At 45.2% G+C, this 23,242-nt stretch carries 18 protein-coding genes and 1 riboswitch; of the genes, 10 read left to right on the top strand and 8 right to left on the bottom strand.

The annotated features are described in order from the left end of the window. The first annotated feature begins 18 nt into the window (after nt 1–18). A complete protein-coding gene (ung, locus tag OCV81_RS11015; RefSeq protein WP_148330055.1) occupies nt 19–681 on the top strand; it encodes a uracil-DNA glycosylase in 663 nt (220 codons plus the stop codon). A 98-nt stretch (nt 682–779) separates the two neighbouring features. Here the strand turns inward: ung and asnA are convergent, their stop codons facing one another. The 3 genes from asnA to OCV81_RS11000 all read right to left on the bottom strand — a co-directional run bounded on the left by asnA (nt 780) and on the right by OCV81_RS11000 (nt 3,723). After that, on the bottom strand, nt 780–1,820 hold the full coding sequence (gene asnA, locus OCV81_RS11010; protein WP_148330054.1) for an aspartate--ammonia ligase: 1,041 nt from the start codon (nt 1,818–1,820) through the stop codon (nt 780–782). 207 nt (nt 1,821–2,027) lie between these two features. Beyond that, on the bottom strand, nt 2,028–3,167 hold the full coding sequence (rfbB, locus tag OCV81_RS11005; RefSeq protein ID WP_148330053.1) for a dTDP-glucose 4,6-dehydratase: 1,140 nt from the start codon (nt 3,165–3,167) through the stop codon (nt 2,028–2,030). Nucleotides 3,168–3,231: 64 nt separating this feature from the next. Beyond that, nucleotides 3,232–3,723 carry a metallophosphoesterase family protein gene (locus OCV81_RS11000; RefSeq protein WP_148330052.1) on the bottom strand — a complete coding sequence of 164 codons (492 nt, stop codon included), beginning with the start codon at nt 3,721–3,723 and terminating at the stop codon, nt 3,232–3,234. A gap of 61 nt (nt 3,724–3,784) precedes the next feature. On the opposite strand from OCV81_RS11000, the gene OCV81_RS10995 reads away from it, so the two are divergent. Continuing rightward, entirely contained in the window at nt 3,785–5,842 is a 2,058-nt protein-coding gene (locus OCV81_RS10995) for an RNA degradosome polyphosphate kinase (protein WP_148330051.1), read from the top strand. Here the strand turns inward: OCV81_RS10995 and OCV81_RS10990 are convergent. After that, nucleotides 5,839–7,299 carry a potassium/proton antiporter gene (locus OCV81_RS10990; RefSeq protein ID WP_148330050.1) on the bottom strand — a complete coding sequence of 487 codons (1,461 nt, stop codon included), beginning with the start codon at nt 7,297–7,299 and terminating at the stop codon, nt 5,839–5,841. The genes OCV81_RS10995 and OCV81_RS10990 overlap by 4 nt on opposite strands. Before the next feature lie 378 nt (nt 7,300–7,677). Next, nucleotides 7,678–7,891, top strand: a riboswitch (cobalamin riboswitch). Nucleotides 7,892–7,951: 60 nt separating this feature from the next. Here OCV81_RS10990 and OCV81_RS10985 point away from each other — a divergent pair. From OCV81_RS10985 to OCV81_RS10950, 8 genes are all read left to right on the top strand, one after another. Then, nucleotides 7,952–9,991 carry a TonB-dependent receptor plug domain-containing protein gene (locus OCV81_RS10985; RefSeq protein ID WP_148330049.1) on the top strand — a complete coding sequence of 680 codons (2,040 nt, stop codon included), beginning with the start codon at nt 7,952–7,954 and terminating at the stop codon, nt 9,989–9,991. Between the two features lie 12 nt (nt 9,992–10,003). After that, nucleotides 10,004–11,119 (top strand): YncE family protein, encoded by a 1,116-nt coding sequence (locus tag OCV81_RS10980; protein WP_148330048.1) that lies wholly within the window; start codon nt 10,004–10,006, stop codon nt 11,117–11,119. Nucleotides 11,120–11,124: 5 nt separating this feature from the next. Further along, the gene (locus OCV81_RS10975; protein ID WP_148330047.1) at nt 11,125–12,261 is read left to right on the top strand and encodes an ABC transporter substrate-binding protein; all 1,137 of its coding nucleotides are present in this window, start codon (nt 11,125–11,127) and stop codon (nt 12,259–12,261) included. After that, complete coding sequence (locus OCV81_RS10970) at nt 12,258–13,298, top strand: iron ABC transporter permease (RefSeq protein WP_148330046.1); 1,041 nt, start codon at nt 12,258–12,260, stop codon at nt 13,296–13,298. Before OCV81_RS10975 ends, OCV81_RS10970 begins: the two co-directional genes overlap by 4 nt. Beyond that, on the top strand, nt 13,298–14,311 hold the full coding sequence (locus tag OCV81_RS10965; RefSeq protein WP_148330045.1) for an ABC transporter ATP-binding protein: 1,014 nt from the start codon (nt 13,298–13,300) through the stop codon (nt 14,309–14,311). Before OCV81_RS10970 ends, OCV81_RS10965 begins: the two co-directional genes overlap by 1 nt. A 68-nt stretch (nt 14,312–14,379) precedes the next feature. Continuing rightward, nucleotides 14,380–14,787 (top strand): hypothetical protein, encoded by a 408-nt coding sequence (locus OCV81_RS10960; protein WP_148330044.1) that lies wholly within the window; start codon nt 14,380–14,382, stop codon nt 14,785–14,787. Continuing rightward, nucleotides 14,774–16,072: a DUF3440 domain-containing protein gene (locus OCV81_RS10955; protein ID WP_148330043.1), complete on the top strand. Its 1,299-nt coding sequence runs from the start codon at nt 14,774–14,776 to the stop codon at nt 16,070–16,072. Before OCV81_RS10960 ends, OCV81_RS10955 begins: the two co-directional genes overlap by 14 nt. Further along, entirely contained in the window at nt 16,063–16,608 is a 546-nt protein-coding gene (locus OCV81_RS10950; protein WP_148330042.1) for an IbrB-like domain-containing protein, read from the top strand. The genes OCV81_RS10955 and OCV81_RS10950 overlap by 10 nt, the downstream gene beginning before the upstream one ends. Before the next feature lie 3 nt (nt 16,609–16,611). On the opposite strand, the gene OCV81_RS10945 is transcribed toward OCV81_RS10950, so the two are convergent. The 4 genes from OCV81_RS10945 to OCV81_RS10930 form a co-directional block, all read right to left on the bottom strand. After that, nucleotides 16,612–17,181 carry a chromate transporter gene (locus OCV81_RS10945; RefSeq protein WP_148330041.1) on the bottom strand — a complete coding sequence of 190 codons (570 nt, stop codon included), beginning with the start codon at nt 17,179–17,181 and terminating at the stop codon, nt 16,612–16,614. A 17-nt stretch (nt 17,182–17,198) separates the two neighbouring features. Further along, entirely contained in the window at nt 17,199–17,741 is a 543-nt protein-coding gene (locus tag OCV81_RS10940; protein WP_148330040.1) for a chromate transporter, read from the bottom strand. Nucleotides 17,742–17,752: 11 nt separating this feature from the next. Then, a complete protein-coding gene (locus OCV81_RS10935; protein ID WP_148330039.1) occupies nt 17,753–21,736 on the bottom strand; it encodes a response regulator in 3,984 nt (1,327 codons plus the stop codon). A gap of 141 nt (nt 21,737–21,877) precedes the next feature. After that, a complete protein-coding gene (locus OCV81_RS10930; RefSeq protein ID WP_148330038.1) occupies nt 21,878–23,134 on the bottom strand; it encodes a phosphoglycerate kinase in 1,257 nt (418 codons plus the stop codon). Between the last annotated feature and the right edge of the window lie 108 nt (nt 23,135–23,242).

The following is a 23,242-nucleotide window of genomic DNA, read 5'->3' as shown; positions in this document are numbered from 1 at the left end:
TCATTTAATCAGGATAGTATGAATGTACAGATAGAAGAAGGATGGAAAAAGGCGTTGGCCTCAGAGTTTGAAAAGGATTATTTTGTCCGGTTGACGGATTTTGTCCGCCAGGAATACAAGCAGACCACGGTATATCCTCCCGGACGGCTGATTTTCAATGCGTTCAATCTTTGCCCTTTTGATAAGGTGAAGGTGGTGATTATCGGGCAGGACCCGTATCACGGACCGGGACAGGCGCATGGGTTGTGCTTTTCGGTCAACGATGGGGTACCGTTTCCGCCTTCTTTGCAGAATATATTCAAGGAGATTCATGACGATTTGGGCACTCCGATGCCTGCGAGCGGGAATCTGACCCGGTGGGCAGAGCAGGGGGTACTGCTGTTGAACGCTACGTTGACGGTACGGGCGCATCAGGCGGGTTCCCATCAGCGGAGAGGGTGGGAAGAGTTTACGGATGCGGCCATTCGGGCACTGGCCGAGCAGAAAGAACATCTGGTATTTATCTTGTGGGGTTCTTATGCCCAGAAGAAGGGAGCTTTTATTGACCGCAACAAGCATCTGGTGTTGACTTCCGTACATCCTTCGCCTTTGTCGGCCTACAACGGGTTCTTTGGCAACAAGCATTTCAGCCGTACCAATGAGTATCTGGTGGCTCATGGCGAGACACCCATCAATTGGTAGAAACAGTCCGAACGGCTTTTTCTGAAAAAATGAATCCCCTTGCTTCTGCTCTCCGTGGAGTGGAAACAAGGGGATGGTTATAATAGTGTGTGTTTGTATCAGATAAGCTGCATGCCCAGTTCCGCGCATTCTTTGCGCATCTCTTCCGGCCAGATGCTGGCTTGAATTTCTCCGATGTGGGCTTTTTTCAGGTAAAGCATGCACAGACGTGACTGTCCGATACCTCCTCCGATGGTGAGCGGCAATGTATCGTTCAGCAGGCGCTGGTGGAAATAAAGTTTGGTACGTTCTTCTTTTCCGGCCAGTTCCAGTTGCTTGAGCATGGCAGCTTTGTCCACACGGATACCCATGGAAGAAATTTCGAAAGCGCGCTGTAGTACGTCGTTCCATACCAGCAAGTCTCCGTTCAGTCCCGGCAGTCCGGTCTTCGGGTCGATGGTGGTGTAGTCGTCATAGTCGGGAGCGCGCAGGTCGTGCGGTTGTCCGTTGCTCAGCTTGTTGCCGATACCGATGATGAATACAGCCCCGAAACGTTCGGTAATCAGGTTCTCACGCTCCTTGGCGGTCTTGTCGGGGTACATCTGCAGCAAATCTTCAGAGTGGATGAAATGCACGTCGTGCGGCAGGAAGGATTTGATTTGCGGATACATTTCACAAATCATGTATTCCGTGCGTCGCATGGCCGCATAGATGCGGGTCACGATGCTTTTCAGGAAATCTACTGTCCGCTGTTCCGGCGTGATGACCCTTTCCCAATCCCACTGGTCTACATACAGGGAGTGGATGTTACCCAGTTCCTCGTCGGCACGAATCGCGTTCATGTCGGTATAGATACCGTAGCCCGGTTCAATCTGGTAGTCGGCCAAAGTCAGTCGCTTCCATTTGGCCAGTGAATGAACCACTTCTGCCTGCTGGTCGCCCAAGTCTTTTATCGGGAAGGTGACCGGACGTTCCGTACCGTTCAAGTCGTCGTTGATACCCATTCCTTTCAGAACAAACAATGGAGCGGTTACACGCCGCAAGCGAAGTTCGGAAGAAAGGTTCTGCTGGAAAAATTCTTTAATCTGCTTGATACCCAGTTCGGTTTGCTTCATGTCAAGCAACGGCTTGTAGCCGACAGGTTTTATAAGGTAACTCATTTGTTTATTTCTTTAATTGTTTGTTTTGCTTGCAAAGATAGGTGTATTTTGTAAATATGCAAGCGAAATGTGAAATAACTTATCAAAATGATTTTGTTTTATTTGTATGCATAGATAAAATGAAAACAAATAAAGGGAAATAAAAAATGTCATTCTGGAAACTGCTTTCTGGAATGACATTCTATGAAGTGATAAAGAAATTGCTTTTCAGCGATTCTTGTACATGTTGTCGTAGTAATTCTGGTATTCTCCGCTGGTAACATTCTTCACCCATGCCTGATGGTCAAGATACCATTTGATGGTTTTGACGATACCGTCTTCAAACTTGGTTTCGGGTGTCCATCCCAATTCACGGGTAATCTTGGTTGGGTCGATGGCGTAACGTTGGTCGTGTCCCAAGCGGTCTTTGACAAAGGTAATCAGTGAATCGTTGATCCAGTCAATGCTGATTTGTCCGTCGGCAGTCATTTCCTTCTTTTTGAGCACGTTCCGGTATTCGGGTTGCTCGGTCATTATCCGATGAATGGTAGCGATGGTCAGTTTGACAATTTCGATATTCTGTTTCTCGTTGTGTCCGCCTACATTGTAGATTTCTCCGTCTTTACCTTTGTTGATAATCATATCGATGGCCTTGCAGTGGTCTTCCACATACAGCCAGTCGCGCACATTGGTTCCGTTGCCATATACGGGAAGTCTTTTCCCTTCCAGAATGTTCTTGATGATCAGTGGAATCAGTTTTTCCGGGAAATGATACGGGCCGTAGTTGTTGGAACAGCGGCTGATGGTCACCGGCATCTTGTAAGTATCCCGATAAGCCATGACAATTAAGTCGGCACTGGTTTTGGAAGCACTGTATGGGCTGTGTGGGCAAAGAGGAGTTTCTTCTGTGAAATAGCCTTCCGGTCCTAAGGAACCATATACTTCATCGGTCGAAACTTGGTGGAAACGCACTCCCTTTCTCCAGGTGGGATAACCGTTTTCATCCTTTCCCGTCACCCATGCACGGCGGGCAGCATCCAGTAGGTTCTGTGTGCCTAGAATGTTTGTCTGTAAAAAGAGTTGTGGATTTTCGATGCTGCGGTCTACGTGACTTTCGGCGGCAAAGTTTACGATGTAGTCAAATTTGTAATCGGCAAATAACTGGTCGGCCAGGTTGCGGTCGCAAATATTGCCTTTTACAAAGAAGCAGCGTTCATTGTCGATATCGTGGGAAATTGTTTCCAGGTTTCCTGCATACGTTAAGGCGTCAAGTATGATGATTTTGATGTCGTCGTGCTTGGCCAGGATGTATTTTATGTAATTAGCCCCAATGAATCCGGCAGCTCCCGTAACTAAATATGTTTTCATATATGGTTTCTATTTTTGCTGCAAATTTCGGAAAGATTTTCGAATGCAACAAGATTTTTTTGCTTTAATCATTTAATTCTATTACTTCTAAATTGGAGAAACTTCCCTCTGTGATGGAGAAACGTATCAGTGTACGTACTTGATGGAAACCATATTTTCCAGCAGCTCCCGGATTGATGTGCAACAGGTGCAGGTGAGGGTCATATTTTACTTTTAGGATGTGGGAGTGTCCGCTGATAAACAGTTGCGGGGGTTGCGTGGCGAGAATCTGCCGGACGGAAGGGTCGTACTTCCCCGGATATCCCCCAATATGTTTCATCAGTACGTCGGCTCCTTCTAGTTGGAAGCGGTTGATTTCCGGAAAACGGAGACGCATGTCCTGACCGTCGATATTTCCATATACGGCCCGGAGGGGGCGGAAGGCGGCCAACCGGTCGGCCACTTCTTGTGAGCCGATGTCTCCGGCATGCCATATTTCATCGCAGGTGTCAAAATATTTCAGGTAACGTTCGTCCCAATAGCCATGGGTATCGGACAGAAGTCCTATTCTTTTCATTTTTCTGTTGTTTTTGTCCGACAAAGATAGTACATTTGACCAAACCTTGAAGAATTCTATTATGGAAAGCCACTATAAATATTTTAATCGCGACATCAGCTGGTTGTCGTTCAATCATCGTGTATTGTTGGAAGCGGATGACGATACTCTTCCTTTGTATGAAAGAATTAATTTTATAGCCATTTACTCATCCAATTTAGAAGAATTTTATCAGGTGCGTGTGGCGGAACACAAGGCCGTAGCTTCTGGAGGAAAGAGTGAAGACATGACGGTAGGAGAGGCTCATGCCTTGATTCAGCGGATTACGGAAGTGGTGAACCACCAGCTGGAGGATCGTGTACGTATTTATGAGCAAAAGATACTTCCCGAACTGCGGCGGAACCATGTCGTCTTTTATCAGAGTAAAAATGAGGTAGAGGATTTCCACAAGGAGTTTGTGCACCGTTTTTTTATCGAAGAAGTTTTTCCTTATCTTCAACCGATGAAAATAGAACCGGAGAATGTTCGTTTCTTTTTGCGTGACAAGCGCTTGTATCTGGCGGTGAAAGTCCGGAAAATCGGGGCGGATAACTCGGAATATTATCTTATCAAGATGCCGTATAGCAAGGTGCCCCGTTTTGTGGAATTACCTTTTCATGAGGGGAACTATTATCTGATGTTTCTGGAGGATATCATCAAAGCGAACTTGCAAGAGATGTTTGTGGGGTACGACGTAGAATGCAGCTATTGTTGCAAGATTTCGCGGGATGCCGATGTGTTTGTAGATGATGTGCCGGCAGAATGCATGGTAGAAAAACTGAAGGAGAAAGTGAAGAAGCGGAAGATTGGAGCAATTTGTCGTTTTGTGTACGACCGGAAAATGCCGGTAGATTTTTTGGAGGCACTGGTAAAAGCGTTGGGCATCAACCGGGAGGAACTCGTGCCGGGCGACAAGCATTTGAATCTGGAAAACCTGTCCTTCCTGCCGAACCCGAATCCGGCTATCCCACAGATGGTCAAGCCGCAGCCGATGTGTTTGCCAGGGATGAACGAAAAGCATTTCATGTACCGACGGATAGCTAAACGCGACATGCTGCTTTATTATCCTTATCATGGTTTTGAACATTTTATTCGTTTCCTGTATGAGGCCGTACGTGACCCGTTCTGCCGGGAAATCATGATTACGCAGTATCGGGTGGCAGAACATTCGGAGGTAATCAATGCCTTGATTGCAGCCGCCCGGAACGGAAAGCATGTCACGGTGTTCGTGGAATTGAAGGCCCGTTTTGATGAAGAGAATAATCTGGCAACCGCAGAGCTGATGCGGAAGGCGGGGATTGACATCATTTTCAGCATCCCGGGGTTGAAGGTACACGCGAAGGTGGCGTTGGTGCTTCGGGAGAACGACAAGGGAGAACGTTTGCGAAGCTATGCGTATGTCAGTACGGGGAACTTCAACGAGAAAACCGCGAAAATTTATGCGGATATTGCCTTGTACACGTGCAACAAGCAGATTGTGGAGGACATGTATACCTTGTTCCGTGTGTTGAGAAAAGAGCTGAAGGAACCTCATTTCAAACGTCTGCTGATTGCCCGCTTTAACTTGTTGCCGGAACTTAAACAGTTGATTCAAAAAGAAATCAATTTAGTGCATAAAGGAAAGCCTGGGCGAATCATCTTGAAGATGAACGCCCTACAGGATACGGCCATGATTGACGAACTGTATCGGGCCAGTGAGGCGGGGGTACAGATTGACTTGATTGTTCGAGGAATTTGTTGTCTGGTGCCCGGAGAGTCGTTCAGTCGGAATATTCGGGTCACCCGCATCGTGGATACGTTTCTGGAGCATGCCCGTGTGTGGTATTTCGGTAACGGGGGCGACCCAAAGGTGTTTATCGGTTCACCCGACTGGATGCGTCGCAATTTGTATCGCCGCATCGAGGCGGTCACTCCCATTTTGGACGGGAAGCTCCGGCAGGAACTGACCGATATGCTGAACCTGCAGCTTTCGGCCAACCGGAAGGCTTGCTGGGTGGACAATCATTTGCAGAATGTCTTTAAACGGAAACCGGGGAATGACGACGTGCGGGCACAATATGATTTTTATGAATACTTGAAACGCAAGCTGGCTGAGGATTAATCAGCCGGCTTGTGTTCGTTTTCGGAAATGAGCAGCAGCTTGTCTCCCGGCTTCAGTTCCATTTGCCCGTTGGGGATGAGAAACTCACTGCCGCGTTTCACCAGCATGACCAGCGTACCTTTCGGAATCTGCATGTCGGCCAGCTTGTTCTGGGTGGCCAGCATTTCCGGTGTCAGGGTGAGGTCGTTCAGGCGGGTGTCGATTTCGTCTGGCAGTTCCACTCCAAATTCATTGCCTTCCTTGGGAGCCGGCAAGTCTAAGTGTAGCAGTTTGGCGGCCTTCGTGATGGTCATTCCCTGAATGACCAGTGACACGAGGGTGATGAAAAAGACAATGTTGAACAGCTGTTGGGAACCCTCGATTTCGGCCAGTACGGGGTAGGTGGCGAAAATGATGGGGGTAGCTCCTCTCAACCCGACCCATGAGACAAACAATTTGCCTTTGGCGGTGATGTTCCGGAATGGAAGCAGGCAGAGGAATACGCTGAGCGGACGTGCCACGATAATCATGAAGGCACCAATCAGCAAGGCCACTGCGGCCAGGTCGAGCATTTCGTGCGGGTTGACCAGCAATCCCAACGTGAGGAACATGATAATCTGGAAGAGCCAGGTCAGTCCACTCATGAACGTATTGATTTCTTTCCGGAAAGCCAGTTTGGTGTTTCCCAGAATCACGCCCATGATGTACACAGCCAGGTAGGCATTTCCCTTCAGCTGGTCGGTAATGGTAAAGGTGATGAAGACCAGACTGAGCAGAAGGATGGAGTAGAGAGAACTGTTCGACAGGTTGATGCGGTTGATGAGCCATACGCTGAAGCGTCCCATGGCATAACCGATGACCCCTCCGAAAAAGAACTGTACCAGCAAATCTTTCGTGATGAGCAGAAAGTCGGGATGGCTTCCGCTGGAGATGACTTGTATCAGTACGATGGTCAGCATGTAGGCCATCGGGTCGTTACTTCCACTTTCCAATTCCAGCATCGGGCGGAGATGCTGCTTCAGGTTCATCCGCTGCGAACGGAGCAGGTTGAACACAGACGCCGAGTCGGTAGACGACATGGTGGCGGCCAGCAGCAGGGATGTGAGCAAGGTCAGCTCGATGTTGGTCTGGTTCCAGTCGGAAATATAAAAGATGAACACACCAGTCAGCAAGGTGGTGAGCAGGACGCCGGCAGTCGACAGAACAATTCCCGGAGTGAGTACCGGCTTGATGTCGCCGTATTTCGTGTCCATACCTCCGGAAAAAAGGATGATGCTCAATGCCATCATACCAATAAACTGTGCATCCGAAGCACTGTTGAACTGCAATCCCAATCCGTCGCTTCCGAAAAGCATTCCCACCACCAGAAAGAGTAAGAGGGTAGGGATTCCAAACCGGTATCCGGTCTTGCTGATAAGAATACTGGAAAAAATCAGGATTGACCCAATCATCAAAATATTTTCTGCCGTAAAAATCATAATGCCTTAAGTGATTAATAAAAGTAAAGGTTTGTGTAAATATTAATGTCCGAAGGTAAGAAAATGTTTTGTAGATAAGGGCTTTTCATGAAAATTTTTGTGGATTTTTTATTTTGGTTCGTCCTTATCATTTTTTTCAGACATCCTTGTGTAAAAATGGAAATTACTGGATATTTTCTCTGTCCCACAGTGTGGGATATAAAAACCACAGTGTGGGATATATATTTCACAGTGTGAAATACAAAAACCAAACAGTGGAACAGAGAATTTATGGAAGTGTTTTGAAGAATATCTGAGGGAGTTTCAAAGAATGTGTAAGGAAGAAAAGGATTGTCCTATAATTTTGTAGAAATTTATTCTTGTTTTTCAAGAAAACCGTATATTTGCAATGTTTTGTTCCGTTTGGATTTCCGTTTGGCGAAATCACGGATGAAAAGGGAATCGGGTGAAAATCCCGGACAGTCCCGCTGCTGTGAACTCCAGCGTTTCGACGTTTGTCTACCGACTACCAGGCCACTGTCTTTCAATGAAAGATGGGAAGGCAAGACAAACGGGAGTAAGTCAGAAGACCTGCAAAACAAAGTCATGCTTGCATTCTCGAGGAAAGGATGGCAAGAACGTGCGTAATGTAGAATTACAATTAGAATTTTGGATGAAAAGATGGAATGAACCGGCCTTTGTAGTCGGCTATCGTTTTTTTATACTCGTGTGTCTGTGTGTCCTTGCAGGAGAGGGCAGTGTTTTTGCGCAACAGACCGATTCGGACAGCATTACGGGAAAAGTGCATCAGATTCCGGATGTGACGGTGAGTGTACGGAGGGCGACGAATAAAATCTCCTCCGTGGTTCCGGTACAACGTTTGGGAAAAGACATAATGGACGATTTGGGAATCCAGAACATGGCCGATGCGGTCCGTCGCTTTGCGGGAACGGATGTGCGTGATTATGGGGGTACGGGAGGACTGAAAACGGTTTCTGTCCGTAACATGGGAGCGGCCCATACGGCCATCAGCTATGATGGGGTGGCTGTCAGTAACTGTCAGGCGGGACAGATAGATATCGGACGTTTTTCGTTGGATAATGTACAGTCTTTGTCGTTGAGCGTAGGGCAGAATGAAGATATGCTTCAATCGGCCCGGTTGTATGCGTCGGCTGGTGTATTGAACATAGAGACTTCGCGTCCGGAGTTTCTGGGAGACCGGAAATGGCAGTTGCTGTTTCAGGCAAAGGGAGGCTCTTTCGGGCTGGTCAATCCTTATTTTCGTTATGGACAGCAGTTGGGTAAGCGGACGGTATTGTCGGTCGACGGGGATTATTTACGGTCGGACGGACAGTATCCTTTTCTGTTGAAAAACGGGAAATATACGCAGACTGAAAAAAGAAGCAATTCAGAGGTAAATTCCTGGCACACGGAGTGGAACTTGTTTCATGACTTCCAGGAGAATCAGAAACTGAGTGTCAAGGCTTATTATTACCAATCGGAACGAGGACTTCCGGGGGCTGTGATTTTCTATAACCCGGTTTCGAATGAACGCTTGTGGGACAAGAATGCGTTTGTGCAGGCCAAGTATCAGGACAAGATTTCCGAGAAATGGTCGTTGCAGGTGCAGGCAAAATACAATTATGCGTGGAACAAATACCAGGATAAGGGAGTACAGTATGAGGGAGGGGTGTCTACCGACCATTATACCCAGCATGAATATTATGTATCGGGAGCGGTTTTGTATCAGCTCTTCGCAGGCTTTTCCTTGTCATTGGCACAGGATTTGGCGGTGAATACCCTCGATAGTAATCTGCCGGATTGCCCGTTTCCTACCCGTCTGACTTCGCTGACAGCCTTGCATGCCCGTTATCAATGGGGGAGCGTACAGATGGATGCTTCCTTAGTCAACACCTACCTCAATGAGCATGTAGAGAGTGGAGAAAAACCCGCGGATCTGAAGAAACTGTCTCCTTCTTTTTCGGTGAATTGGAAGCCTTTCAGCGAGCAGGATTTTTTTCTGCGTGCGATGTATAAAAGTACATTCCGTACGCCGACCTTCAATGACTTGTATTATTATCGGCTGGGAAACCGTTCCCTTCGTCCGGAAAAAGCCAAGGAATATAATGTGGGCGTGACATGGGGAGCGAAAAAGAATGCAATTTGGGATTATCTGACATTTACGGGAGATGTCTATTTCAATCAGGTGACAGACAAGATTGTGGCTTTTCCTTCCACTTATGTATGGAAGATGGCCAATTATGGAAAAGCGCATGTATGGGGAGCGGATGTCACGCTTTCCATGGGAATTCCGTTGGGAAGTGGATTCAGAGCCGATGTGTCGGGCAGTTATACCTGGCAGAAAGCGATTGATTTGACAGACCCGACTTCCAAGAGCTACAAAGACCAGTTGCCTTACACGCCGGAACACAATGGCAATGGTTCCGTGATTTTGGAGACTCCTTGGGTGAAACTGGGGTATAGTGTGATTGGAGTTGGAAAAAGATATTATTTCTCACAGAATATTCCGGAAAATGAAATTGAAGGCTATGTGGAGCAGACGTTGACGCTTTCCCGGCAGTTTTCATTCTCTACATGTAGGCTGAGATTGCAGGCCGATTTGATTAATTTCATGAATGAGCAATACGAGGTGATAAAGTATTATCCGATGCCGGGACGTTCATGGAAACTGACAGCTGCTATTCATTTTTAATTTTAAATAATTATGCAATTTAGAAAGTTATTTTTCAGTTTGTGCTGCACGGTGGCATTGGGGGCTTCATTGGCAGCTTGTAGTGAAGATGAGGAGTTATTTGATGACAGTGGCTCACAAGTAACCCTTCCTGCACACCGGGCATTTATTTTGAACGAAGGAACGCAGGGGGCGAATAACGCGACCTTGTCTTTTTATGCACCGGATAAGGATGCCGATTTTATCAAGGATATTTTTTATACGCAGAATCAGGCTAAGTTAGGGGATACCGGTCAGACCATGATTGAATATAACAATGACCTTTATGCTATCATTTCCGGTTCCAGGTACCTGATTCGAATGAATACGGCTGGAGTGGAAAAGCAGCGTTATGAGATTCCTGCCTCGGAAGGTGATCCTCGTTACCTGGCAGCTGAAAATGGCTACATTTATATGACACAATATGGTGGACAGGTTACGAAACTGGATGCAAATACTTTACAAGTTGTGGCTACATTCAAGGGAGGAGCTAATCTGGAAGGTATTGCAGAATGTGACGGCAAGCTGTATGTAGCTAATTCCTATACTAAGAATGATGCAGGATATCAGTATCATACAGATTTGTTTGTCATCAATGAGGCTACCATGCAATTGGAAACTACGTTGACAGTAGATATCAATCCGAATCAGGTGTTGGAAGAGGATGGAAAGATTTTTCTGATTTCTTGGGGAAATTATGCTGACAAGGGATATTCTGCTCAGATGATTGATCCGAAAGACAATTATAAATCCACTTCATTGGGAGTGGCTACCAATATGACCGTAGGCGATGATATGGTCTATTTCGTAAATTCGGAAACGGATTATTCGAATTGGCCCCATACGAGCACGACCAATACTTTCTTCTCTTATGATGTGAAGACGGCTACTGTCAATTCGTCTTCTTTTTTGAAAAATGCACCCGCTGAACTAGCCACTTCAAGTGTGTATATGATGAGTGTGGACGACGAGAATGGAGACATTTACATTGGCGTGACTTTCTATTCAAATTCAGATGGTACGATGTACCGCTTTGACCGTAACGGAAATTTTATCGAAAAGTTTGATTGCGGCGGCCAGAACCCGAAAACCATCGTTTTTATTGATTGAGTTTTATGAAACAAATCTTACTATCTGCCCATATAGTAACTTTAGTCTTGCTTCTCTTTGCCTGTGGCGGAGGAAGCAAGACTTCTTCTGTTCAGGAGGGAGGAGATACCCTGAAAATGAAGTATGCCACCAACTTGTCGGTGGTGAAGTTTCCGGATTATACGATGGTTTCTATCCGTAATCCATGGGATACGCTGAAAACGCTGCATACCTACCTGCTGACGGACAAGACACGGCCGGTGCCGGAAAATCTGCCGGAAGGTACCGTGGTGCGTGTGCCTTTGGGACAGGCAGTAGTTTATTCGGTGGTACATGGAAGTGTGCTGAAGGAGCTGGGTTGCGAAAAGAGTATCAAGGGCGTCTGCAACCTGGAATATTTCAAGATGCCGGAAATACAGGACGGATGCCGGAAGGGTACAGTGGTAGACTGTGGAAACAGTATGAATCCGGATATCGAAAAAATCATTGACCTGCATCCGGATGCCATCCTGCTTTCTCCGTTTGAAAACAGTGGCGGTTACGGACGGGTAGGGAAGCTGGGCGTGCCTGTGATAGAATGTGCGGACTATATGGAGACTTCTCCGTTGGGCCGTGCCGAATGGCTGCGCTTTTATGGCTTGCTGGTGGGGCAGGCGCAGAAAGGTGATTCCCTTTTTGCACAGATAGAAAAGGAATACTTGGCGGTGAAGGCTTTGGCTGCCAAAGCAACCTTTCATCCTACGGTATTGAGTGACTTGAAATACGGTTCTGCCTGGTATATCGCCGGTGGGCAGAGCACGACGGGATGTTTGTATGCGGATGCCGGGGCAGCCTATGTCTTTGCTGCATTGCCGAACAGTGGTTCGGTGCCCATGGCTTTTGAAACAGTGTTCGACAAAGGAGAAAATGCAGATTTCTGGCTGATAAAGTACAACCAGTCGCACGACAAAACTTATCGGGAATTGCAGAAAGACTATTCGTTGTATGCCCGCTTCAAGGCATTTCGGGAACGTCGGATTTACGGATGTAACACTCATCGGATTCCGTTCTACGAAGAATCGCCTTTTCATCCCGAGGTCTTGTTGAAAGATATGGTAAAAATCTTCCATCCGGAATTGCTGGAGGGATATGAACCGAAATATTTTAGTAAATTAGCGGAATGATAGTTTCGGACAAAAAGAATTATGTGGTATTTATCAGTCTGGCCTTCCTGATTGTTCTTTTGGTGGCGGCCAATTTGTTTCTAGGTTCGGTGGATATACCGGCACGGGAAGTGGTGCGCATTTTGGGAGGAGAAGAGGCAGCGAAAGCCAGTTGGACTTACATTGTATGGGAGTCACGTTTTCCACAGTGTGTGACGGCCTTGCTCTGTGGGGCGGCACTCTCGGCCTCCGGACTGATGTTACAGACGGTGTTCAGCAACCCGTTGGCCGATTCCTCTATCCTGGGAATCAGTTCAGGAGCCAGTCTGGGAGTGGCGTTGGTGATGCTGGCCGGAGGAGGTACTGTTGCGACGGGCGTGTTTACGCTTTCCGGTTTCTTTTCAGTCATCCTGGGAGCCTTTCTGGGGGCTGTGGCGGTGTTGTTCCTGATTCTGTTTTTGTCTTCTTTGATTAAAAGTAACATCATGTTGCTTATTGCCGGCATCATGATTGGTTATATTGCCTCGTCCCTGATTTCACTGTTGAATTTCTTTGCTACGGCAGAAGGGGTGCAATCGTATATGGTGTGGGGAATGGGAAATTTCGGAGGTGTTTCCTTGGAGCAGCTCCCTGCTTTTTCGCTGCTGACTTTGGTCGGACTGGTGGCGGCGGTTTTGTTAATCAAACCGTTGAATGCCTTGCTTTTGGGGCCGCGTTATGCCGAGAATCTGGGCATAAATATCCGTCGGGTACGTAATTGGCTGTTACTCGCCACAGGATTGTTGACCGCCGTAACCACGTCTTTTTGTGGCCCTGTGGCTTTTATCGGGCTGGCCGTTCCTCATTTGGCACGTCTGATGCTGGGCACCTCCAATCATAACTCCTTGATGCCGGTCACCTTGCTTTCCGGTGGGGCTTTGGCTTTGTTGTGCAATTTGCTTTGTGTGCTTCCGGGCGAATCGGGAGTCATTCCTTTGAATGCGGTCACACCTATTCTGGGGGCTCCGGTTATTATTTATGTCATTATAAACCAACGTCGAATCCAATATTTTAACTGATGAGGCAATCGGAAATTGTAGTAGAGGGAGAAAACCTGACCATTGGGTATCAGGTGGGAAAGAAGCGGACAGAAGTGCATGCCGGGTTGAACTTTCAGCTTTTCCGTGGAGAATTGACCTGTCTGTTAGGGGCCAACGGGGCTGGAAAATCAACTCTGCTCCGCACATTGGCTGCTGCCCAGCCTTCCTTGTCGGGTGGGTTGAGGTTGTTAGGGCGTGATTTGTCGGACTATTCCGAACGGGAACTGTCGAGAACCATCGGAGTGGTATTGACCGACCGCACACAGGCCGGAGGACTTACAGTTTATGAACTTGTGGCCTTGGGGCGTCAGCCTTATACGGGATTTTTCGGGCGGTTGGATAGAAAGGACAAACAGCTGGTGGAGCACGCGCTTCAGGCAGTGGAGATTGCGCATAAGGCCCGGTGTTACATGGCGGAACTTTCGGATGGAGAGCGGCAGAAAGTGATGATAGCCAAAGCGCTGGTACAGGAATGTCCGTTGATTCTGTTGGATGAGCCGACGGCTTTCCTGGATGTGGTGAGTCGGATTGAAATCATGAATCTTTTGCATCGGCTGGCTGTGGAAGAAAACAGAGCCATTCTTTTATCCACGCACGACATTGAGCAGGCGCTTGTGCTGGCCGACCGCCTGTGGCTTCTTTCCTCGTCGGGTGGATTGGAGTGTGGCGTGACGGAAGATCTGATATTGGGCAACCGGATGGATACTTTGTTCTGTGAGCGTCCGCACATCAAGTTTGATTTGATGCATGGAGGTTTTTCTCCCGAAGTGTCGGGGGAGAAATTTATCGTATTGAGGGCCGCCGATGAGATACTGCGGCATTGGGCACAGAATGCACTGAACCGGCATCATTATTTCTGTTTGGATACATCACCTGCAGGGCAAAAACTTCCATTGTTGGAAATCATTTCTCCCGATAGCCTTTCCTATACAGAAGTCTGTGGACAAACAGTTTGTTATACTTCCTTTAAAGACTTGTTGGAAAATATATAATTGTTCGGGAGAGAATTTCTGAAAGAATTTTCTATTTTTGCTAGGACTTATTTTTAAACTAGGCATTTATGTTGAAGGTAATAAAAATGGCAGGTACATCTCAAGAACTGTATAAATGTGTAGCTCCTTTGGTGATGAATCCAGACATCCTCAAATACAATCATAACTATCCGTTTAAGACCAGTGAGTCATTTATTTGGTTTGTGGCTTTTTACGAAAAAAAAGTGTTGGGCTTTTTTCCTGTAGAAGTGCGAAAAAAAACAATTGTCATCAACAATTATTATGTGGAGAATGATGATGAGTCGGTGTTTGCGGGTTTGCTGGAAGCTGTGATAGACGAATTTCAAGATACGAATAAGATATTGGAAGCCGTGGTGCAGAAAATTCATGAATCGTTTTTCTCGGTTCAGAATTTTGAAATAGAACGTATGTGGAGTACCTATCTTAAAATGAGAATGAAGAATGAAAAAAACTGAAAATGGGAAAAATGTGTATGAGTTAGCTCAGGAGCGCTTATCAGTTTTATTTAAGGAATTTGATAATGTCTATGTGTCATTTTCTGGGGGAAAGGATAGTGGGGTGTTGCTTAATCTGTGTATAGACTATATTCGTAGACACCAATTGAACATCAAGCTTGGTGTATTCTTTATGGATTATGAGGTGCAGTATGTCCATACGATTGAGTTTGTTAACCGGATGTTGGAACAGAATAAGGATATACTTGAGGTATATCGGATTTGTGTGCCTTTTAAGGTGAGGACTTGTACATCCATGTATCAGCATTATTGGCGTCCGTGGGATGAGAAATTACAGGATATTTGGGTTCGCGAGATGCCCGACGGAGTGATGAAAGCCGATGATTTTCCTTTTTTTCATGACAATATGTGGGATTATGAATTCCAGTTACGCTTTGCCGCATGGTTGCATGAAAAGAAAAAGGCAGTGCGTACGGCTTGTTTGGTGGGTATCCGCACACAGGAAAGTTACAATCGTTGGCGTACAATTTATGGAGGGTTGAAGCAGCAACTTTATCATAAATACCAATGGAGTTCCAGGATTGCGAATGATGTATATAATCTTTATCCCATTTACGATTGGAAGACCACGGACGTCTGGACGGCAAATGGAAAGTTTGGATGGGATTATAACCGCTTATATGATTTGTATTATTATGCAGGAGTCAGTCTGGAACGACAACGTGTGGCCAGTCCGTTTATTAGCGAAGCAATCGAAAGTTTACGCTTGTATAAAGTCATTGAGCCTGACACTTGGGGTAAGATGATAGGGCGTGTAAACGGAGTGAATTTTTCTGCATTATATGGTGGAACGCGGGCCATGGGGCATGGAGGGATCAAATTACCGGAAGGACATACGTGGAAGTCGTTTATGGAGTTTCTGCTTTCCACGCTTCCGGAAGAAACCCGTAGAGGATATTTGAGTAAGTTGCATACAAGTATCAAGTTTTGGAGAACCAAGGGAGGATGCTTGAGCGATGAAACCATTGCCAAACTGGAAGAAATGAAAATTCCGATAACGGTTCGTGGCAAAAGTAATTATAAAACAACGAAGCGTCCGGTGATGATGGAATATCTGGATGACATCGATATTGCAGAATTTCGGGAAATTCCAACCTACAAACGAATGTGCCTTTGCATTCTTCGAAATGATTATGCGTGCAAATACATGGGATTTGCTGTAAGCAAGGAAGAAAAGAAAATGAAAGATTATATTTTACAACAATATAAAAAGATATGGACGTAAAAGAAGAGAAAAGTCCGGTATACCACGTGAAAGCTGTACCGGTTGAAAAGGTGTGTGCCAATGATTACAATCCGAACGTGGTGGCACCTCCCGAGATGAAATTGTTGGAATTGTCCATTTGGGAGGATGGGTTTACCATGCCTTGTGTATGCTATTATGACAAGGAGAATGACAAATACATCATTGTGGATGGTTTTCACCGTTATCAGGTATTGAAAACTTCCAAGCGTATTTATGAGCGAGAAAAAGGGATGCTGCCGATTGTGGTGATCAACAAAGATTTGTCTCATCGCATGGGATCTACTATCCGCCATAATCGTGCCCGTGGTTCACACGATATAGGGCTTATGACACATATTGTGGCTGAACTGACTCGTGCCGGTATGTCGGATAAATGGATAATGAAGAACATTGGTATGGACAAGGATGAACTGCTTCGTCTGAAACAGATTTCCGGTTTGGCTTCTTTGTTTGCCGACCATGATTTTTCCATCCCCACTCCCCAGTCTATTTTGCCGGAGAATGAGGATGAATAAAGTTTAGTATAAAAAATACCCTGCAATGCCGCTGCATACAATCAGTAGAATTGGATTGACTTTATATCGGTGAGAAGCGATAAATGCCGCAAGGAAGAGCAGAATACTTATCACAATCTGGTAGGTATCTGTTCCGAAGTTCTCTCCATTCATCAGTACCAATGCAGCGGCAGCCAGCAGACCGACTACTCCTGGGCGGAGTCCTTGAAATACAGCTTCTACTGCTGGGTGGCGTTGATATTTTAGAAAAAAACGGCTGATGAAAACCATCAGAATAAATGAGGGAAGCACCACGGAAATGGTGGCTATCGTAGATCCTAAAATACCTATACTATGTGAGTAGCCGGCGTTGACCATGGCGGTATATCCCACGTAGGTTGCCGAATTGATACCGATAGGACCAGGGGTCATCTGGCTGATGGCGATGATGTCGGTAAAGTCGGAAGAACTGAGCCACCCGTAGCGAGTTACCACTTCTCCTTGTATCATGGAAATCATGGCATATCCTCCTCCAAATCCGAATAAGCCTATTTTAAAGAACGTATAGAATAGTTTTAATAGTAATAAAGCCATATATCTTATTTTATGTATTAGTTATATCTTTTTTGGTAGCGTCCGTAAAGGTATCCTCCTACTCCGCTGAGGATAATGACATAGATAGGTGAAAAGCCGATGAGCCATATCAGCAATGCGGAGGCCACTGGAATCCAGGCATTGTAGCGGTTAATGCGCGCTGATTTGGCCATCTTGAAAGTGGGAGCGGCAATCAAGGCTACTACGGCTGGACGAATTCCCTTAAAAATGTGTTCTACGGTTTCTACATGTTGGAATTGGCGGAAGAAGAGAGCAATGGCCAAGATGATGAAGAATGACGGGAGAATGGTACCTAGTGCCATCCAGAAGGCTCCCCAAAATCCTTTCAGTTTATACCCGATGAAGATAGCGATGTTGACCGCAAAAATTCCCGGTACAGTTTGTGCCAAGGCCATTAAGTCCAGGAAGTCTTCTTTGCTTACCCATTTTCGTTTGTCTACCAGGTCGGCCTCAATCAGCGGTACCATGGCGTATCCTCCTCCAATGGTGAAAATCCCGATACGGAAAAAGATGAGAAATGATTTTAAATAAAAATTCATATTGTTCGTTTTTAATTTTTCTTCATGTATGTACTGGGTGGGACCCCATAAAATTTTTTGAAGGTATCTGTAAAATATTTAGGATCGGCAAATCCCATCTTGTCTGATACTTCAGCTACTGTATAACGTTGGCTTTTTAACATCAATGCTGCTTCCTGCATGCGGATATTCCGGATAAATTCGGCAGGAGCAATACCTGTCAGGGCTTTGATTTTATTATAGAAACTGGTACGGCTCATGTTGACAGAAGCGCACAAGGTATCTACGTTGAAATTTTTTCCCAATCCTTCTTTAACCAGTTCTGTAACCTTTTGGATAAATTCATCGTCCAGACTGCTAGGTAGTTCAATAGGAGCAGCTTCTTCCGGAAGGGCTGTAACTGCGGATTTAAATCGGTTACGCAGCATTTTGCGGTTCTCGATTAACGTGTGGATGGTAGCCTTCAGGATATGTATGTCAAAAGGTTTCACCAGATATTGGTCGGCTTTGATTTCCAGTCCCTCCAAGATATGCTCCTTGTCTCCCAAAGCTGTAAGCAGGATGATGGGGATATGACTGGTTTCCATGTGGCTTTTCAGGTACAGACACATTTCTCTTCCGTCCATTACTGGCATCATGATGTCCGAAAGAATTAGATCGGGCTGTTTCTCTTGGACAAAATCAAGTGCTTCTCTTCCATTGCCTACCCCTTCTGTGCGGTAAATATCCGACAGGCTTTGCAAGATAAACGAGCGTAGCGATACATTGTCTTCCACTACTAAAATCAAAGGTCTCTGTTCATCGGATTGTGATGAAGCGGTAACTTCAAATCCGGGGATTGTATTACTTGCCTTTTTTCCCTCCATGGTTGGATGGAGAGTATTTGTGGATTGTTTGTCTTCTTTCTTGTACTGATAGTTCTTGCTGCGGATGGGGAAACTCAGTTGAAAACTTGTTCCTACGTTTTCGGTGCTGTTGAAAGAAATCTTTCCTTCGTGGTTTTCAATCAAACGGTAGGTCAGTAACATTCCGATACCGCATCCTGTGTTTGTCTGATTGGCGGCATTGTAGCCCCGGAATAAATATTTGAACAGTTTCTTCTGGTCTTCTTTACTCATTCCGATGCCTGTATCAGTAATGGTAAGCATCCATGTATTCTTGTTGGTGTCTGCTTTCAGGGATACACTTCCTCCTTGTGGGGTGTATTTTAGCGCATTGGACAGCAGGTTCCGCAGGATAGAGTCCATTTTACTCACATCAATCCAGACGGGAAGAGATTCGAATGTACTTTTGTAGGTAAGCTCGACCCCTTTTTGTTGGGCGAAGCTTTCAAACTGATGCAGGTAGCTGCTTAAATAATGGTTCAGTTCGTGTTCTGTCACAATCGTTTGTGAGGAATACAACTCTTCTTTTTGGAAGTTTATCAGGTTATTGGCCAGTTCTGCCAGGTTTTCTGTACTTTCCATGGCCAGTCGGATATTTTTCTGTCCGTTTTCGCTTAGTTTTTCTTTTTCCATAATCTCTCCAAGAGGAGCTTTTATCATGGTAAGCGGCGTACGGATATCGTGTGCTGCATGCGTGAAGAAATTGATTTTCTCTTCCGATGTTTTTCGTTCCCGTTTGATAATTTGGTATCGCAGGAATGTGTAGGCCGCTCCGATGATCAGCATGGCATAAATAAGGAAGGCCCAGAATGTAAGCCAGAAGGGACGTTCAACCAAGATCTGTATCTCCCTTTCTTCGAGAACTTGGTGGTTGTCGAGCAAAATGGAGCGTATTTTCAAGGTGTAGTTTCCTGGCGAAAGATTGGTGTAACGTATGGTTCCGTTATCCGTTGGAGGAGTCCACTGGTCGTAGAATCCTTCCAGTTTCCAACTGTAAAGAATGCTCGAAGGATTATCGAAGTTGATGGAGGATACTTCCATGGAGAAAGTATTTTGGTCATATTTTAGCTGGATAAAGTTGGTCTCATCCAATACTTTGGTCAGAGGAGAGTTCTTTTCCATTGGATGTACAGGGTGATACATGATGTTCAGATTGGAGAACACCATGTGGCTGGAGAAGCTGGAGGGTAGTTCCAGGTTGTCCGACAAGATTATGATTCCTTCATTACTACCGAAAATAAGATGGCCGTCACGTGTGTGAATTCCCGCTGTAGAGTTGAAATTGGCAGCCTGGAGTCCTTGTTCTCGGGTCCAGTTGGTGAACGTGTGTTCTTTTCTGTTATAAAGTGAAAGCCCATTTTCAGTACCTAGAAACAGGTTCTCATTCTTATCTGGTACGATGCTGTAAATATTGTTGGTCTGCAGTCCGCTGTTATTGGCTACACAGTGTGTAATCTCTTTGGTTTCGTTGTCTATGATGAACAAACCGTTTCCATAGGTTGCCACATACGTCTTCTTGCCGTCTGAAGTGTTGTAAATAGCATTCACACAGCCAATTTCCTCTTTTTCCTTGTAAGGATAAAGTTTTTCTTTCTTTTTGTCGAATACATACAATCCATGGATTGTTCCTATCCATAATGAATGTGTGTTTCTTTCCAGCAGGAAAGTAATCGGGTAGGCAATGTTGTATTCTTTTTTTTCGAATGTGGTGGTATCAAAACTTTTCAAGCTGTAAAATCCACCGCTCCAGATAACTTCATTTCTGTCTTTAATGATTCCACGGATATACTTATCAGGAGCTTCTCTTTCCTGTGATTTCCCTTGCTGGTGGAAGGTGACGCTTCCTGTTTTCTTTTCTATTCGGAAGATTCCGGACATGTAACCTCCCGCCAGGATAACTCCAGGCTTTATTTCACAGAGCGATAGGAATATATGATTTTCATATTGGGGAAGTTCCTTTGTGGTACAATAGTTTCTCCATTTTTTTTCACTTGTGTCAAAACAGCTGACTCCGTTGCTGGTGGCATACCATATATCGCCTTCCGAATCTTCCATGATTCCATTGATACAATCGTTAGGCAATGTGTTGGGATTATTGGGTGCATACTTGAACCATTCATATTGCGGATATCTTTCAGAGTAGATAGTAATTCCAATAGGATAAATCACGTTCCATATTCTGTTGGTACGGTCCATGTAGATATCCTTGATGATACTTCCATTCATTTTGTTCAGGCTCTCATTGTCTTCTTGCAGAAAGTGGGAGAGTTCTTTTTTGGTGATATTCAATTTGTAGACTCCGTCGCCATCGGTTGCGATAAATACTTCGTCACAATTTTTCCGGTTAGGAATAATCGTGTTCACTCCAATATCTTTCAGGTGTTTTCCCAGATCGGTCAGTTCGCCTGTAGTAGGAGTGTAAATAAACAGCTTGTCAAGCAAAGCATTTACAATCAGTTTGTTAGTTGGCTTATGGTAGTATATGTAATCAATAATGTGGATAGGTGCGATACGTATTTTTTGCACATTCTCCAGTTTTCCTTGGTGAAGAGTGGCTGTATACAGATTTTGTTCGGTAGAGATATAGTATTTGTTTCCGTGTGCTTGTGTGATACAGGTCACTTTCCCCGGAATCTTCTGGCTTATCTTGAAGGTTTCTTTTGTCTCTCCGTTGTATATATATTGGGTGTTTTCAATGCAGAACCATATATTTTTTTCTTCGTCCAGGTAAATACAAGTGATTGGTTTGTCTTTCGTGTCGGAAAAATGTGCATGCAAGTCAAATATCAGTTGGAAAGAATCTTTGGCTTCGTTGAAGTTAAAGACCAGTCCGTCTTTTCCTATTTCCCATAATTTCTGTTCTTTGTCCGTTTTCAGTGTGTTCAGGTTGGGGAAACAGCTTACAGCCGTTCCATTTTTGATAAGAGGATAGTGAGTGAATTGCTTTCCGTTGTAACGGTCCACTCCTTTATGCGTAAGAATCCAAATATAATCATGATTGCTTTGTTGAAGAGAAAGAACTCTTCGACTGCTAAGTCCGTCATCAATACCTATGTATTGAAATATTTGTGCCTCCAGTGGGGTAAAAGTGACAGCTAAAATCAGACAGAGGGTATAAAGGTATTTATGCATAATACTTTTGTTGAGTGTTTGCAAATGTCGCAAAAAACAATTTCTTATCAAAATAATACGGAGGCTTTAATTGGGAAAATAAAAAGGCATGACTTCTGCAAGTCATGCCTTTTTGAGAGTATTTGTTATAAAGAACAATCTTTATTTGTCACCGCGGATTGCAGCGATACCCGGAAGAACTTTACCTTCGATAGCTTCCAGCAAAGCACCACCACCTGTAGAGATGTAAGAAACCTGATCGGCCATACCGAATTTGTTGATGCAAGCTACAGAGTCACCACCACCAATCAGTGAGAAGGCGCCTTCTTTAGTTGCTTCAGCGATAGCTTCAGCGATTGCCTTAGAACCACCGGCGAAGTTGTCGAATTCGAATACACCGGCAGGACCGTTCCACAGGATAGTCTTAGCGCCTTTGATTGCCTGTTTGAATTCTTCGCGAGTTTTAGGACCTGCATCCAAACCCATCCATCCGTCAGGAATGTTCTTGTCGTCACAAACCTGAGTGTTGGCGTCGTTAGCAAACTTGTCGGCAGCGATACAGTCGCAACCCAGAACCAAGTTTACACCTTTTGCTTTTGCTTTTGCGATGATGTCCAAAGCCAGATCCAGCTTGTCATCTTCTACTAATGAGTTACCGATTTTACCGCCCTGAGCTTTAGCAAAAGTAAATGCCATACCACCGCAGAGAATCAGGTTGTCTACCTTGTCCATCAAGTTTTCGATGATACCGATTTTAGTAGATACCTTAGAACCACCCATGATGGCAGTGAACGGACGTTTGATGTCTTTCAATACGTTGTCAACAGCTTTTACTTCTTTTTCCATCAGGTAACCCAGCATCTTGTGGTCTGCATCGAAGTAGTCAGCGATAACAGCTGTAGAAGCATGTTTACGGTGAGCAGTACCGAATGCATCCATTACATAGCAGTCAGCGTAAGAAGCCAGAGTCTTGGCGAATTCTTTCTGACGAGCTTTCATTTCTTTCTTTGCATCTTCGTATGCAGGATCTTCTTTTTCGATGCCTACAGGTTTACCTTCTTCTTCAGGATAGAAACGCAGGTTTTCCAGCAACAGCACTTCACCCGGTTTCAGTGCAGCAGCAGCGTCCTGAGCTTTTGCGCAGTCCGGAGCAAATTTCACCGGAGTACCCAGTGCAGCAGCTACAGCGTCTACAATCTGGCTCAAAGAATATTTAGCGTTTACTTTGCCTTTGGGCTTACCCATGTGTGACATGATAATCAAAGCGCCACCGTCTGCCAAGATTTTCTTCAAAGTAGGCAGTGCACCACGGATACGAGTATCGTCAGTAATTTTACCTTCTTCGTTCAAAGGTACATTGAAGTCCACACGAACGATTGCCTTTTTTCCGGCAAAGTTGAATTTGTCAATAGTCATCATAATCTCTAATATTTTTTGTTTAAAGTGTTTCTGTTGTTACAGACATCCTCTTGAAAGGATGCACCGCAAAGGTAAGAAAAAAAATAAAAAAGAAAGAATAAGGGGTGG

It is taken from the genome of Phocaeicola fibrisolvens, from assembly GCF_025567125.1.
Classification (GTDB): Bacteria; Bacteroidota; Bacteroidia; order Bacteroidales; family Bacteroidaceae; genus Phocaeicola; species Phocaeicola fibrisolvens.
The sequence above is the reverse complement of the archived record's forward strand: the minus strand, read 5'-3'. Positions and strand labels throughout refer to the sequence as shown.

Coding starts and splice junctions, on each gene's coding strand:
- ung (WP_148330055.1), top strand. CDS start 19: ATGAATGTACAGATAGAAGAAGGATGGAAAAAGGCGTTGGCCTCAGAG.
- asnA (WP_148330054.1), bottom strand. CDS start 1,820: ATGAGTTACCTTATAAAACCTGTCGGCTACAAGCCGTTGCTTGACATG.
- rfbB (WP_148330053.1), bottom strand. CDS start 3,167: ATGAAAACATATTTAGTTACGGGAGCTGCCGGATTCATTGGGGCTAAT.
- OCV81_RS11000 (WP_148330052.1), bottom strand. CDS start 3,723: ATGAAAAGAATAGGACTTCTGTCCGATACCCATGGCTATTGGGACGAA.
- OCV81_RS10995 (WP_148330051.1), top strand. CDS start 3,785: ATGGAAAGCCACTATAAATATTTTAATCGCGACATCAGCTGGTTGTCG.
- OCV81_RS10990 (WP_148330050.1), bottom strand. CDS start 7,299: ATGATTTTTACGGCAGAAAATATTTTGATGATTGGGTCAATCCTGATT.
- OCV81_RS10985 (WP_148330049.1), top strand. CDS start 7,952: ATGAAAAGATGGAATGAACCGGCCTTTGTAGTCGGCTATCGTTTTTTT.
- OCV81_RS10980 (WP_148330048.1), top strand. CDS start 10,004: ATGCAATTTAGAAAGTTATTTTTCAGTTTGTGCTGCACGGTGGCATTG.
- OCV81_RS10975 (WP_148330047.1), top strand. CDS start 11,125: ATGAAACAAATCTTACTATCTGCCCATATAGTAACTTTAGTCTTGCTT.
- OCV81_RS10970 (WP_148330046.1), top strand. CDS start 12,258: ATGATAGTTTCGGACAAAAAGAATTATGTGGTATTTATCAGTCTGGCC.
- OCV81_RS10965 (WP_148330045.1), top strand. CDS start 13,298: ATGAGGCAATCGGAAATTGTAGTAGAGGGAGAAAACCTGACCATTGGG.
- OCV81_RS10960 (WP_148330044.1), top strand. CDS start 14,380: ATGTTGAAGGTAATAAAAATGGCAGGTACATCTCAAGAACTGTATAAA.
- OCV81_RS10955 (WP_148330043.1), top strand. CDS start 14,774: ATGAAAAAAACTGAAAATGGGAAAAATGTGTATGAGTTAGCTCAGGAG.
- OCV81_RS10950 (WP_148330042.1), top strand. CDS start 16,063: ATGGACGTAAAAGAAGAGAAAAGTCCGGTATACCACGTGAAAGCTGTA.
- OCV81_RS10945 (WP_148330041.1), bottom strand. CDS start 17,181: ATGGCTTTATTACTATTAAAACTATTCTATACGTTCTTTAAAATAGGC.
- OCV81_RS10940 (WP_148330040.1), bottom strand. CDS start 17,741: ATGAATTTTTATTTAAAATCATTTCTCATCTTTTTCCGTATCGGGATT.
- OCV81_RS10935 (WP_148330039.1), bottom strand. CDS start 21,736: ATGCATAAATACCTTTATACCCTCTGTCTGATTTTAGCTGTCACTTTT.
- OCV81_RS10930 (WP_148330038.1), bottom strand. CDS start 23,134: ATGATGACTATTGACAAATTCAACTTTGCCGGAAAAAAGGCAATCGTT.